The sequence below is a fragment of the Mesorhizobium sp. M0898 genome (assembly GCF_040319695.1).
GTDB lineage: Bacteria > Pseudomonadota > Alphaproteobacteria > Rhizobiales > Rhizobiaceae > Mesorhizobium.
On the sequence record NZ_JAMYOE010000052.1, the window covers coordinates 17,977 to 31,654 of the forward strand.

The 13,678-nt window shown below is 63.4% G+C and carries 13 protein-coding genes; 5 read left to right on the plus strand and 8 right to left on the minus strand.

Features of this window, described 5'->3' with window-relative positions; all coding sequences use genetic code 11:
- Positions 1 to 2: 2 nt before the first annotated feature.
- The 8 genes from NKH90_RS30300 to ehuR all read right to left on the minus strand — a co-directional run bounded on the left by NKH90_RS30300 (position 3) and on the right by ehuR (position 7,482).
- Positions 3 to 995, minus strand: coding sequence for a cyclodeaminase (locus NKH90_RS30300; protein ID WP_352822814.1), 993 nt, complete (start codon positions 993 to 995; stop codon positions 3 to 5).
- Positions 992 to 1,984, minus strand: coding sequence for a hydroxyectoine utilization dehydratase EutB (gene eutB / locus NKH90_RS30305; protein ID WP_352822816.1), 993 nt, complete (start codon positions 1,982 to 1,984; stop codon positions 992 to 994). The genes NKH90_RS30300 and eutB overlap by 4 nt, the downstream gene beginning before the upstream one ends.
- A 10-nt stretch (positions 1,985 to 1,994) precedes the next feature.
- Entirely contained in the window at positions 1,995 to 2,768 is a 774-nt protein-coding gene (eutA, locus tag NKH90_RS30310; RefSeq protein ID WP_352822819.1) for an ectoine utilization protein EutA, read from the minus strand.
- Entirely contained in the window at positions 2,765 to 3,424 is a 660-nt protein-coding gene (ehuD, locus tag NKH90_RS30315) for an ectoine/hydroxyectoine ABC transporter permease subunit EhuD (RefSeq protein WP_352467665.1), read from the minus strand. The genes eutA and ehuD overlap by 4 nt, the downstream gene beginning before the upstream one ends.
- A gap of 16 nt (positions 3,425 to 3,440) precedes the next feature.
- On the minus strand, positions 3,441 to 4,100 hold the full coding sequence (gene ehuC, locus NKH90_RS30320) for an ectoine/hydroxyectoine ABC transporter permease subunit EhuC (protein ID WP_352473226.1): 660 nt from the start codon (positions 4,098 to 4,100) through the stop codon (positions 3,441 to 3,443).
- Positions 4,101 to 4,272: 172 nt separating this feature from the next.
- Complete coding sequence (gene ehuB, locus NKH90_RS30325; protein WP_352822822.1) at positions 4,273 to 5,124, minus strand: ectoine/hydroxyectoine ABC transporter substrate-binding protein EhuB; 852 nt, start codon at positions 5,122 to 5,124, stop codon at positions 4,273 to 4,275.
- Between the two features lie 65 nt (positions 5,125 to 5,189).
- A complete protein-coding gene (gene ehuA, locus NKH90_RS30330; RefSeq protein ID WP_352501337.1) occupies positions 5,190 to 5,975 on the minus strand; it encodes an ectoine/hydroxyectoine ABC transporter ATP-binding protein EhuA in 786 nt (261 codons plus the stop codon).
- Positions 5,976 to 6,096: 121 nt separating this feature from the next.
- Complete coding sequence (gene ehuR, locus NKH90_RS30335; protein ID WP_352501338.1) at positions 6,097 to 7,482, minus strand: MocR-like ectoine utilization transcription factor EhuR; 1,386 nt, start codon at positions 7,480 to 7,482, stop codon at positions 6,097 to 6,099.
- An 82-nt stretch (positions 7,483 to 7,564) separates the two neighbouring features.
- Here ehuR and NKH90_RS30340 point away from each other — a divergent pair, with 82 nt between their 5' ends.
- The 5 genes from NKH90_RS30340 (at position 7,565) to NKH90_RS30360 (ending at position 13,582) form a co-directional block, all read left to right on the plus strand.
- The gene (locus tag NKH90_RS30340; RefSeq protein ID WP_352473224.1) at positions 7,565 to 8,056 is read left to right on the plus strand and encodes an Lrp/AsnC family transcriptional regulator; all 492 of its coding nucleotides are present in this window, start codon (positions 7,565 to 7,567) and stop codon (positions 8,054 to 8,056) included.
- A gap of 128 nt (positions 8,057 to 8,184) precedes the next feature.
- Complete coding sequence (locus tag NKH90_RS30345) at positions 8,185 to 9,678, plus strand: NAD-dependent succinate-semialdehyde dehydrogenase (protein ID WP_352822827.1); 1,494 nt, start codon at positions 8,185 to 8,187, stop codon at positions 9,676 to 9,678.
- Between the two features lie 36 nt (positions 9,679 to 9,714).
- On the plus strand, positions 9,715 to 11,094 hold the full coding sequence (locus NKH90_RS30350) for an aspartate aminotransferase family protein (RefSeq protein ID WP_352501340.1): 1,380 nt from the start codon (positions 9,715 to 9,717) through the stop codon (positions 11,092 to 11,094).
- 9 nt (positions 11,095 to 11,103) lie between these two features.
- A complete protein-coding gene (locus tag NKH90_RS30355; RefSeq protein WP_352822831.1) occupies positions 11,104 to 12,198 on the plus strand; it encodes an alcohol dehydrogenase family protein in 1,095 nt (364 codons plus the stop codon).
- 271 nt (positions 12,199 to 12,469) lie between these two features.
- On the plus strand, positions 12,470 to 13,582 hold the full coding sequence (locus NKH90_RS30360) for a nucleotidyltransferase family protein (RefSeq protein ID WP_352822834.1): 1,113 nt from the start codon (positions 12,470 to 12,472) through the stop codon (positions 13,580 to 13,582).
- The last annotated feature ends 96 nt before the right edge of the window (positions 13,583 to 13,678 follow it).

The following is a 13,678-nucleotide window of genomic DNA, read 5'->3' on the forward strand; positions in this document are numbered from 1 at the left end:
CATCAGCTTTCGAAAATCGTACCGGTCTTGGCCGCACGCGCACGGTCGCGGGCGAGGGTGGCGATTGCCGTGTCCTGCACGCCGGTGCCGGTCAGGTCGGCAATGGTGATGTCGCTGTCCGAGCGCCGGCCATGCCTTTCGCCGGCGATGATGTGGCCAAGCTCGGTGATTTCGGCATCGGACGCCATCACGCCCGCCGCGATAGCATGGTGCAGTTCGCCCAGCCGGCGCGTCTGTTTGGCGCTATCGGCGACGTAGAGATCGGCCATGCGCAGGATCGCCGGCGCGATCTCGTTCTTGTGCTCGGCATCCGAGCCCATGGCAGTGATATGCTGGCCGGCGGAGACGAAGCCGGCCTTGATCAGCGGCTCGGTCGACGGCGTCGTGGTGACGATGATGTCGGCATCGGCCGCAGCCTTTGCCGCGTCGGGCTCGGCGTGAACGGCGATGCCCAGTCTTTCGGACAATGCGTCGGCCGCGGCCTCGGCCTTGGCGGCATCCCTTGCCCAGATGCGAGCCTCGGTGATTGGCCGCACCAGCATCAGCGCCTCGAGCTGCAGTCCGGCCTGAACACCGGCGCCGAAGATCGCGGCAACGGAGGAGTCCGCCCGCGACAGATGTTTGGCGGCGACCGCACCGGCGGCGGCCGTGCGGATGTCGGTGAGATAGCCATTGTCGAGCAGCAGCGCCTCGACCAATCCGGTTTTCGCCGACAGCAGCACCATCATGCCGTTGACGCTGGGCAGGCCGAGCTTGGGATTATCGAAAAAGCCGGGGCTGATCTTGATCGCAAAACCGTCGATACCCGGTACATAGGCGGTCTTGACGTCGACCTCGCCGCGATGCTCTGGAATGTCCAGCCGCAGGATCGGCGGCATCGCCACCGGCAAGGTAGCGAGCGCCCGGAACGCGTTCTCGACGCAGGCGATGGCATCAAGATCGAGCTTCACGATCTTGCGCAATTCAGCTTCGGTGAGGATCGTCATCCGGCTCATGCTGCGCTCTCCGCAATTGCTTCGCCGCAGATGATCTTGCGGTGCAGTGTCATATCGATGTTGCGGCCGGACAGCACGAGCACCGTCGGGCCGCTCGCCCTGACCTTGCCGGCAAGCACGGCTGCGATGCCGACCGCGCCGGCGCCTTCGACGATCTCGCGCTCCTGTTCATAGGCATGGCGGATGCCGGTGGCGATCTCGTCCTCGCTGAGCAGGATCACATCGTCGAGCAGGTCGCGGCACATGGAAAAGGTCAGCCGGTTGTCGAGGCCTATGCCCCCGCCGAGGGAATCGGCCAGTGTCGGCAGTTCCTCGACCAAAACCGGATGTCCGGCGTCGAGGCTCGCCTTCATCGCCGCACCGCGCGCCGTTGAAACGCCCATCACCTTCGTCGCCGGGCTGACGCCCTTCACGGCAGCAGCGACGCCAGCCGCCAGCCCACCGCCGGAAAGCGGCACCAGCACCAAGGCGGCGTCCGGAACCTGTTCGATGATCTCCAGCCCGAGCGTGCCTTGCCCGGCGACAATGGCAGGATGGTCGAAGGGCGGCAGCATGATCAGCCCGGCGTCGGCGACCAGCCGCTCGACCTCCTGCTGCGCATCGTCCTGGCTGTTGCCGACGATGCGGATCTCGGCGCCGAGCCGACGGATCTCGTCCAGCTTGTTCTGCGGCACCAGCCGCGACATGCAGATCGTCGCGTGGATGCCTTGCAGTCGAGCAGCATAGGCAAGCGCCCGGCCGTGGTTGCCGGTCGAGGCAGCGACGACGCCACGCGCCCTCTCCTCGTCTGTCAGCGAAGCGATAGCGTTCGAGGCACCGCGCAGCTTGAAGGCGCCGGTGGTCTGCCGGTGTTCGAGCTTGAGATAAACAGGAGCGTCCAAGTGCTGGGAAAGACTCCGGGAAGGAACGGTCGGCGTACGCCCGATCTTGCCTGCGATGCGCTCGCGCGCGGCGTGGATATCGGAGAGGCTTATCCTGGACCTGGTCATGGCTCATCAATCAGTTCAGCGGCAGCGTCATCAGACGGCCGAATTCAGGGCGCGGCTCGTCGTCGTCGCAAAGCCGCAGGCAATTCCAGGCCGTCGCCTGGTTGCTGGTGACGACAGGACGGCCGATGGCTTCTTCCATACCGATAACTGCCGCCGCGGACCGCAGTGCCGTGCAGGAGACAAACAGCGCGTCCGAGTGTTCGGCCGTCGCCTCGCGAGCCAGATCGACCAAGGATTTCGGCGCAATCCGCGCCATCTCGCGATCATCCTCGAAGCCGAGGCAAGTGAAGCTGGCGATCTCGAATCCATGCTCGCTGAAATAGGTCGCCATCGGCCGGCTGGTCTCGACCGTATAAGGGGTAAGAATGCTGATCGTCCTGGCGCCCAGCGCCTTCAGGCCGCGCACGCCGGCCATCGGCGGCGTGACCACCGGCGCGCCGGGTTTCGCGGCCTGCACCGCGGCCTCGATCTCGGCATCGCCGATCACGACGGAAGCCGAGGTGCAGGAATAGCAGATCGCATCGAGCGGCTCGTCGGGCAGGATCAGGGCCGCGGCCGCCGTCAGTGACGGCTGCATCTTGCGCAAATTGTCCGGCGTCGTCGGGTTGGCGTAGGGGATGCGCGCGACATAGACGCCGATGCGGTCGCTTGCCACCATGCGGTGAAAATCCGGTTCGCTCGTGTGGTCGGTGGCAAGGATGATCAGGCCTACCCGCTTTTCCAGCGGACGCGCGTCGAGCGGCGGCCGGGCCGAATGCAGGCGGATTTCGGGTGCAGCGCTCATCTTTCGATCCGCCCATAACGGTGTTCCAGCCAGCGCAGCAGCACTACCGAGAACAGGCTGATGGCGAGGAAGAAGGCGCCGACCAAGGTGATCGGTTCGATATACCGATAATAGGTATTGGCGACGCTCTTGGCCTGGTTCATCAGTTCGAGCACGGTGATCGCCGACAGCAGCGGCGTCTCTTTGAACATGGCGATGAAATAATTGGCAAGCGCCGGGATCATCGGCGGAATTGCCTGCGGAATGATGATGTGCGTCCAGGTCTGGGTGGCGTTTAGATTGCAGGCCTTGGCCGCTTCCCACTGGCCGCGCGGAACATTATCGATGCCGGCGCGGTAGACCTCGGCCGTGTAAGTGCCGTAATGCAGCCCGAGACCGATGACGCCCGCGACCAGCGGCGGCAACAGGACGCCGAAATCCGGCAGCACGTAGAAGATGAAATAGAGCTGCACCAACAGCGGTGTGCCACGGATGAACTCGGCAAGGAAACCGACGGTGCGCGACAGAGCCCTGTTCGGCGACCGGCGCGCCAACGCGATGCCCAGCCCGACGATCGCCGCCAGTACCGAGCCGAGCAGCGTCGCCAGGATGGTGATCTTCACCCCCTCGATCAGCGTCGGCAGGATCTGCCGGACAAAATCCCAATCCCATTCCATTATCAGGTCCGATCCATCATACGCGCACCCCGTCGAGGCCACGAGCCATGCGGCGTTCCAGCGACCGCACGCCCCAGGAGATGAGCAGCGCCAGGACGAAATAGATGACGAGGATGGTGCTGAACGGCACCAGAGTATTGCCGGTCTGCGAGCGCACCACCTGCGCCTGGAAGGTCAGGTCGGCGAGCGAGATCAGCGAAACGACGGCGGTGGCCTTGAGCAGCTCGATGGCGTTGTTGCCGAAGGTCGGCAACATCACCAGAAGCGCCTGCGGCAGGATGATATGGCGCATGGCTTGCCAGCGGCCGAGATTGAGGGCGGTACAGGCCTCATATTGTTCGCGGCCGATAGACTTGATGGCGCCACGCACCACTTCCGCCGCATAGGCGCCGACATTGAGGCCCAGCGCCAGCACCCCGGCCTGCAGCGGCGTCAGCGAAATGCCGGCAATGGGCAGCACGAAATAGGCCCAGAACAGCTGCACAAAAATCGAGGTGCCGCGGAAGAACTCGATATAGGCGGTGGCCAGCGCCCGCAGCACGAAAAACCGCGACAGCCGCCCCAGCCCGGCGAGAAAAGCCATGATCAAGGCCAGCACCGACCCCATCAGCGTCAGCTCGATGGTGACAAGCGCTCCTTGCAATATCAGGCCGAAATAGCCGGACCATTGGGTCATTAGGGCTAAGCGTTTCCTCGCTTGGTGATCATTACAGAACGCCGGCGCCGCCCCTCATCCGCCTGCCGGCACCTTCTCCCCGTTATAGGGACGGGGAGAAAGGTGAAGCTCCAGCGTTGGCGCCCCCCTCTCCCCGTTTTTGACGGGGAGAAGCTAGGGTGAGCGGCACTTTTTACTTCGCCGAGCAGAGCTTGTCGCGGCTCGTCGACATTGCCGCCGCCGCCGAGAAGCCGTAAGGCTCGATGATCTTGGCGAACTCGCCGGACTTCTTCAGTTTCGCCAGCTCGACATCATAGGCGTCGCGCAGCGCTTCGTCGCCCTTCTTGAAGGCCGCGCCGTCGCAATAGACCGGCGCACCGACCACCGGCGCGATGACTTCGAGGTTCGGATCATTGGCTTTCTTGACCAGGTCGTTGATCGACAGCACGGGCAGCGAATAAGCATCGATGCGGCCGTCCTGCAGCATCTTCAGGCCGCTCTGGCCGTCCGGCACGACGATGACGCGCTCGCGCGGCACACCTGCGGTGAGCGCCAGCTTCTCTTCAGTGCCGCCACCCGGCGCGCCGATCGTGGCGCTCGCGTCCTTCGCGACGTCCTCGTAGCTCTTGAAGCCCTTCGGGTTGCCCTTCTTCACCAGCATCGCCTCGGCGTCGCACAGCACCGGTTCCGAATAGGCGACCGCAGCACAACGTTCCGGCTTCATGAACAATCCGGCGGTGACGACGTCGAAACGGCCGGCCTGCAGGCCGGGGATCATGGCGCCATATTCCGAGATCGAGGCGACGATATCGTTGACGCCAAGGCGCTTGAAGATTTCACGGGCAACGTCAGGCGCCGCACCCAAAACCTTGCCGTCGGCAGCGACCGCCGTATAGGGCGGCTCGTTGGCGATGGCGACGCGGGCAAAGCCTTGCGCCTTGAGCTCTTCGAGCTTGCTGTCGTCGGCCGAGCCGGCCGTCGAGGCGGCCAGCACCGCCGTCAGCGCGATACCGGCGACGCCGGCCAAAATGGCAAATTTCTTCATTGTTCCCAACTCCTTGTTTGTCTGTCTTCTTGGCTTGCTTGAGGCGTCGCCGCCTCGCATGGCAGTCAGACCCGATGTCCGGCCGCAATGATCTTCTTCAGGAAACCTTGCGTGCGCTCCTGTTTGGGATGGCGGAAAATCTCGTCGGGCTTGCCCTCCTCGACTATTCTGCCGCGATCGAAGAACAGCACCCGGTCGGCGAAGTCATGGGCGAAACCCATCTCGTGGGTGACCAGCAGCATGGTCATGTCGGTCTCGGCGGCGAGCTTGCGCATGACGTTGAGCACCTCGTCGACGAGCTCAGGGTCGAGCGCCGAGGTGACCTCGTCGAACAGCATGATCTTCGGCGACAGCGCCAGCGCCCGCGCAATCGCGACGCGCTGCTTCTGGCCGCCTGAAAGCTGCGCCGGCATCGCTTTGGCCTTGTCGACCATGCCGACCATGTCGAGCAGTTCCATCGCCCGTTTTTCTGCGGCGGCCCGCGGCACGCCTTTGGTCAGCATCGGTGCCAGCGTCACATTGTCGATGACGCATTTGTGCGGAAATAGATTGAACAGTTGGAAGACCATGCCGATCTTCTGGCGCATCTTTGCCAAATGCCGTTCATCGGCCGTCAGCAGCCGGCCGTTGCGCTCCATGTGGTACAGCTGTTCGCCGTCGACTTGGATGTGGCCGCTGTCGATACGCTCTAGCGTCATCAGGATGCGCAGGATCGTCGTCTTGCCCGAACCCGATGGGCCGATCAGTGCCAGCTTCTCGCCGGGCATGACTTGCATCGAGAGGCCGTCCAGCACCTTGAAGGTGCCGAAGCTTTTCGAAATGCCGTCGATGTTGATGATGGGCGCCGACAATGAATTTCCCGTGCTAGAGAAGCTATGCCTTAACGATGCGGATCGCGGCAAATCATGTCAATCAAGAAAATAATATCATGACAATATTTCGGATTCCGCACAATTTCGCGCCGTTCGCCGTCTAGATCGCAAGCAGGAGATGCTCGGGATCGCCGAGCAGAAGCTTGGTGACAACGCCGAGACCGGCACGCAGTTCCCCCTCCGTGGTCGAGCCCAGCGAAATCCGTACGGCTGGATGCCAAGGCATCTGCGAAATGCGAAACGACGTACCGGGCGCAATCGCCACGCCCTGCAGGCGCGCCTGGGACACAAAGCTTTCCTCGCCGCGATCCTCGGGCAGCCGCAGCCAGACATGCAGCCCGTCGCGATGAGCCCGATAGTCCACTCCGGCAAGCACCTCGGCGGCGATGTCCAGACGCCGCCGCAAAGCCAGGCGCTGCCATCGAACGAGTTCCATCGCGGTGCCGTCGGTCACCCATTTGGTGGCGATCTCGGCCACCAGCGGCGTCGCCATCCAGTTCGAGACGAGGTGGCGGTTGGCAACTGCGGCGACATAACGATCGGGCGCGGCGAGATAGCCGATGCGCAGGCCGGGCACCACGATCTTGGTGAAGGAGGTGACATAGAGCGTGCGCTCGGGGGCAAACGCCGCGACCGGCGGCGGACGGTCCTCGACCAGCGGGCCGAGCACGTCGTTTTCGATAATGGCGATGTCGTGCCTGCGCGCCACCGCAGCGATCTGCTCGCGCCGGGCGGCATCCATCAGCGTTGCCGTCGGGTTGATCACCGAGGGCTGCACGAACACGGCGCGGATGTCGGACAGCCGACAGGCCTCGTCCAGCGCTTCCGGGATCAGCCCATTGTCGTCGATCGGCAAACCCTCGAGGTTGAAGCCGAGATAACGCGCCAGCGGGATCAGCGTGTGGTGACCGATCGCCTCGGTGGCGACGGTCGAACCGGGCGGCGCTACGCTCATCAGCGCTACCGTCATACCGGCGGTGGCGCCGTTGGTCAGGCTGATGTTCTGCGGCGACGCGTCGAGGCCGCAGAGCCGCAGCCACTCGACACCCACCGCACGGTGGCGTGGGAACACCATGTTCGGCCTGAACGACAGCGCCGAGCTCGACGGCAGGTTTTCGGCGAGCCAGCCCAGTGCTTGCCTCAGCCGCTCCAGATGCATCGGTTCGCAGACCGGCTTCAGGATGGAGAGGTCGATGAGCTCGCCCAGCCGCTCCGGCAGATAGGGCGGCTCCGGCTCGCGGCGCTGCGTCTGCACGAAGCTGCCGCGGCCGACCTCGCCGGAAACCAGCCCGCGGCGGATCAATTCCTCGTAGGCGCGGCTGACCGTCTGCACGGAAAGTTGCAGATCGTCGGCCAGTTGCCGGTGCGTCGGCAAGCGCGCGCCATTGGCCAGGCGCCCGTCATGAATGGCGCGCGCGAACTGGTCGGCGAGCGATTGATAGGCCGGCCGCCGGATAAGAGCGGGATCTGGTCGCCAAAATGTCATGACTTATTAGAGATCGAAATCAGTGCAATTGACAATCGAAATAATGCGCCGTCATGGTGTCCGGCACCGGAAGTGGGCGATCATGGCTGCAGCGAAACTCGATCCGATCGATCTGAAAATACTCGACGCCATCCAGCGCGACGGGCGCATCACCAAGCTGGCGCTGGCCGAGAAAGTCGGCCTGTCGCCGACGCCGTGCTGGATGCGGCTGCGCAAGCTGGAAAAGGCCGGCATCGTCTCGGGCTACCATGCCAGGATCGCCATGCGCGCCATCTCGCCGGTCGCTACCGTGCTGATGGAGGTGACGCTTGCCAGCCATCGCCAGGCCGATTTCGACCGTTTCGAGCGCGTCATCCGCGACATCCCCGAGATCGTCGCCTGCTGGTCTGTCGGCGGCGGCGTCGATTACCTGCTGAAGGTGATGGCGCGCGACATCGACGCCTATCAGCGGCTGGTCGACACTCTGCTCGAGCGGGAGATCGGCATCGACCGCTATTTCACCTACATCGTGACCAAGACGGTGAAGGAGGAGAGTGTGCTGCCAGTGGCGGATCTGTTGCCGGCATCTTCCTGATACCGGAGAGATCGTCTGGCTGGGCAGGGCAATAGAGACAATCTCTCTACGTGCGGGCACGCAAATAGCCTCTCTGTTTGCGCGGCAGAGATAGTCTTGCGGCATCACCCGAACCGGGGAGCCCGATGATGTCCGCACATTTTGCCCGCTCGCACCGCCATGAAGCACTTGATCGCCTTACCGACCGGCGGCTGCTGCGCGAACTCGCCTATGTCGCTGGCCACTGGACGGCGAGCGAGACCGCGGAGAGTTTCGAGGTGACCGATCCGGCCACCGGATCCACCGTCGCTTTCGTTGCCGCGCTCGATGCCCGGCAGACCACATTGGCGATCGATGCGGCATCGCGCGCCTTTCCTGCCTGGCGCGCATTGCTGCCGCAGGAACGGTCGAAAATCTTGCGAAAATGGTTCGATCTGATCGTCGCCGCCAAAAATGACCTGGCCATGCTGATGACGCTAGAACAAGGCAAGCCGCTGAAGGAATCGCGCGGCGAGATCGACTATGCCGCCTCTTTTGTCGAATGGTATGCCGAGGAGGCCAAACGTCTCAACGCCGAAAGCGTCACCAGCCATCTGGCAAATGCCGAGATGGTGGTGCGACGCGAACCGCTTGGTGTCGTCGGCGTCGTCACGCCGTGGAATTTTCCCGCGGCCATGCTGACCCGCAAGGCGGCGGCCGCGCTTGCCGCCGGCTGCACCATCGTCGCGCATCCTTCGTCGGAAACACCGCTGTCGGCGCTGGCGCTGGCCGAGCTTGGCGAACGCGCCGGCCTGCCGGCTGGCGTCTTCAACGTTCTCACCGGCAAGGCTTCGACCATCGTTGGGCGGATGTGCGAAGACGCTCGCGTTCGCGCCATGAGCTTCACCGGCTCGACCGAGATCGGCAGGCTGATTGCCGCGCAAAGTGCGCCAACGATGAAGCGGCTGGTCATGGAGCTTGGCGGCCATGCGCCGTTGATCGTCTTTGCCGACGCCGATCTCGACAAGGCTGTGACCATAGCCGTCGATGCCAAATTCGCCACCTCCGGCCAGGACTGCCTCGCCGCCAACCGCATCTATGTCCAGCGCCCGATCTACGACCGTTTTTGCGCCGCCTTCACCAAGCGCATCGAGACGTTGCGGACCGGCAATGGCCTGGCTGACGACACCGACATCGGGCCGTTGATGCACGAGCGCGGCGTCAAGAAGATCGAAGAGCAGGTCGCCGATGCGCTGGCTGGTGGCGCGCGCTGCCTCACCGGCGGTGGCCGCCATGTGGCTGGGCCGCTGTTCTACCAGCCGACCCTGCTCGCCGACGTTGGAGACGACGCGCTGATCATGCGCGAGGAGACCTTCGGTCCGGTTGCGGCCGTGACGCCTTTCGACAGCGAAGACGAAGTCGTCGCCCGCGCCAATGCGACAGAATACGGGCTCGTCGCCTATGTCGTCACTGAAAGCGGCGGCCGGCAATTGCGCATGGGCCGCGCGCTCGACTATGGCATGGTCGCCATCAACCGCGTCAAGATCACCGGCGCGCCGATCCCCTTCGGCGGCGTCAAACAGTCCGGCATGGGCCGCGAGGGCTCGCGTCACGGGCTCGAAGCCTTTACCGATCTCAAATATCTCTGCCTCGACGTAGCGTAACGCCCTGTCAGGCTTTTTGCTTTCAAGGAGTAAAAAATGCTCGACCAGTCCAACGAACTCGCCGCCTGGGATCGCGATCATTTCTTCCATCCCTCGACCCATATGGGCACGCATGCGCGTGGCGAGAGCCCGACGCGTGTGATCGCCGGTGGCGAAGGCGTCACCATCTGGGACAATAACGGTCGCAAGAGCATCGATGCCTTCGCCGGGCTCTACTGCGTCAATGTCGGCTATGGCCGCCAGAAGATAGCCGACGCCATCGCCGCGCAGGCCAAGAACCTCGCCTATTACCACGCCTATGTCGGGCACGGCACCGAGGCATCGATCACGCTTGCCAAGATGATCATCGACCGTGCGCCCGAGGGCATGTCGAGGGTCTATTTCGGCCTCTCCGGTTCCGACGCCAACGAAACCAACATCAAGCTGATCTGGTACTACAACAACGTGCTCGGCCGGCCGGAGAAGAAGAAGATCATCTCGCGCTGGCGCGGTTATCACGGCTCCGGCATCATGACCGGATCGCTGACCGGCCTCGACCTGTTCCACAACGCCTTCGACCTGCCGCGTGCGCCGGTCCTGCACACCGAGGCGCCCTACTACTTCCGCCGTGCCGACCGCTCGCTGAGCGAGGAGCAGTTTTCGCAACAGTGTGCCGACAAACTCGAGGAGATGATTCTCGCCGAAGGGCCGGAGACGGTCGCCGCGTTCATCGGTGAGCCTATCCTCGGCACCGGCGGCATCGTGCCGCCGCCGGCCGGCTACTGGGAGAAGATCCAGGCGGTGCTGAAGAAATACGACGTGCTTCTGGTTGCTGACGAGGTCGTCACCGGCTTCGGCCGGCTGGGCACCATGTTCGGCTCCGACCACTACGGCATCAAGCCTGACCTGATCACGATCGCCAAGGGCCTGACCTCGGCCTATGCGCCGCTGTCGGGCGTCATCGTGTCAGACAAGGTCTGGCAGGTGCTGGTGCAGGGTTCAGACAAGCTCGGCTCGCTCGGTCATGGCTGGACCTATTCGGCGCATCCGATCTGCGTCGCCGCCGGCGTCGCCAACCTGGAACTGATCGACGAGATGGACCTGGTGCGGAACGCCGGCGAGACCGGCGCCTATTTCCGCGCCGAGCTGACGAAAGCCGTCGGTGGCCACAAAAATGTCGGCGAGGTACGCGGCGACGGCATGCTGGCGGCAATCGAGTTCGTCGCCGACAAGAACGATCGCGTGTTCTTCGACGCCTCGCATAAAATCGGGCCGCAGGTCGCGACCACCCTTGCGGCAAGCGGCGTCATCGGCCGGGCCATGCCGCAGGGCGACATTCTCGGTTTCGCGCCGCCGCTCTGCCTGACGCGGCAAGAGGCCGATATCGTCGTGTCGAGGACGGCCGACGCGGTGAAGAGCGTGTTTGCAAATATCTGAAGAGCCGACATGAATGCCATGACCAAGACCCTCCCCGCCACCATGGCCGCCGTGCAACTGATCGGGCACGGCGGGCCGGAAAAGCTCGTCTACCGCACCGACGTGAAAGTACCCTCGCCCGACCGGGGCGAAGTGCTGGTCAAGGTCACCGCGTGCGGCATGAACAACACCGACGTCTGGGTGCGCCAGGGCGCCTATGGAACGGAGGAGGATGCCGCCGCTGTGTCGACCTGGCGTCGTCAGGGCAATACGCTGAGCTTCCCGCGCATCCAGGGCACCGACACGGTCGGCAACATCATTGCCGTCGGCGACGGCGTGTCGCCGGCCCGCATCGGCGAGCGGGTGATGGTCGATTTCTCCATCTACAATCGCGACGACGATTCACTCGCCGACATCGACTATATGGGCCATGGCCGTGACGGCGGCTATGCCGAATACCAGGCAGTACCGTCCGAAAACGCCCATGTCGTCGACACCGATCTGAGCGATGTCGAGCTTGCCACTTTCTGCTGCGCCTATCTCACCGGCGAGCAGATGTTGGAACGCGCCGCATTGAAAGCCGGCGAGCGTGTGCTGGTCACCGGCGCCTCGGGCGGCGTCGGCTCGGGCATCGTGCAGCTGGCGCGGGCGCGCGGCGCCATTCCCTATGCGGTTGCCGGCAAGGGCAAGGAACAGGCCGTGCGTGACATCGGCGCCGAGGCGGTGATCACCCGTGGCGTTGCCGATCTGCCGGCCGCCGTCAGCGCTGCGACCGGGGGCCAGCCGATCGACGTGGTGGCCGATCTGGTCGGCGGCGCGATCTTCAACGACCTCCTGCGCATCTTGAGGCCGGAAGGCCGCTATACCACGGCTGGTGCAATTGCCGGCCCGGTCGTGCAGCTGGATCTGCGCACCATGTATCTGAAACAGCTGCAACTGCATGGCTCGAGCCAGGGCACGCGGGCGGATTTCCGCCGCATCGTGCGTTACATCGAGGACAAGAAGATCCGGCCGCTGGTCGGCGGCGTCTACCGGCTCTCCGATTTCCATCGCGCCCAGGCCGATTTCATCGCCAAGGATTTCGTCGGCAAGCTGGTGGTCGTACCGGATGCGGCCGCCAAATAGCGCGTCGACCACAAACGCCTATGACAGGTTCGGGCCGTTCGCGGACGCGGTGAGGTCGAGCGCCACATCCAAGCAGCGTTTTCGTGATGGCTTTGTTTATCTGAATGAGCAAAACCCATTCTGATTTGGCTGCACGCCGGCAACAAGGATTCCTGACCCTCTCCTGCGGCGTTATAGGGTTTTCGCGATTTTCTTATAACCCCGCTTGCGTCCCTTGATGTCATGCCGCTATAAGAGAACCGCATTTTTCTTATAACCGGAGCCGCCCGACATGAAGACGGTCGACCTCGTTTACCGCACGATGTATGCGGAACTCGTCCAGCGATCCTTGGACGCAGCCTTCGAAACGGATTTCCCTACGACGGGCAATCTCGTCAAGGTGCCCGTCAAGGGCAAGGTATACTGGTATTTCGAGGAAACGCAGCCGACGAAGACGCGACGGTATGTCGGGCCTGACAGCGATCCCGAGATTGCAAAACGCGTTGAATCCTTCCGTCAGATCAAGGACGACCTCCGCGCCCGCAGGAAGCTGGTATCCACGCTCGTGCGCGAGGCAGGGCTGACAGAACCCGAAAGGTTCACCGGGGATGTCGTCGAGGCGCTGGGGAAGGCTGGCATCTTCCGCTTACGCGGCGTCCTGGTCGGCACAGTCGCCTTTCAGTCCTACGCGGGCTATCTGGGCGTGAAGCTGCCCGGTGCAGCGTTGCAGACGGGCGATGCAGACTTCGCCCTATTCCATTCCGTGTCGGCCGCGGTCGAGGACAGCCTGCCGCCCATCCTCGAAATCTTGAGGGAGATCGACCCAACCTTCAGGGAAATCCCTTACAGATCAGATCCCGGACACGCGACGCAATTCGAGAACGCAGTCCGATACAAGGTCGAGTTCCTTACACCGAACACGGGCAGCGATGACTACGCCGATCATGCAACCTCGATGCCGCCTTTGGGCGGTGCATCCGCGCAGCCTCTTCGGTTTCTCGATTTCCTGATCCACGAACCAATCAGAACTGTGCTGCTGCATCGATCGGGAGTGCCTGTCGTGGTACCGTCGCCCGGACGATATGCGGTTCACAAGCTGATCGTTGCCTCGCGCCGACAGAACAACGCAAACGGCGTGGGCAAGCGGGAAAAGGATGTCCACCAGGCAGCACTTCTGGTCGAGGCACTGAAAGCTACCCGTCGCCAGGACGATCTCGCCATCGCGTTTTCGGAAGCGTGGGACAGGGGGAAACATTGGCGTGAAGCGATACAAAAAGGACTTGGCTTGATTCCCCAGAAACAGCGTGGCGACGTCGAGGCGACGATCGTCAACGCACTTTCAGGAATCGGCGAGGAACTGGAAGGATTCAGCGGCTCATCTGCGAAAACAAAGCACGGAGACTAAACGGCAGCAACGGGTGGATAGTGTTGAAGAAGTCGGCGATGAAGCCGTGGATCCACTCGCACCGAAGCGTCTTGATTAAGGTCGACGCGACCTCCT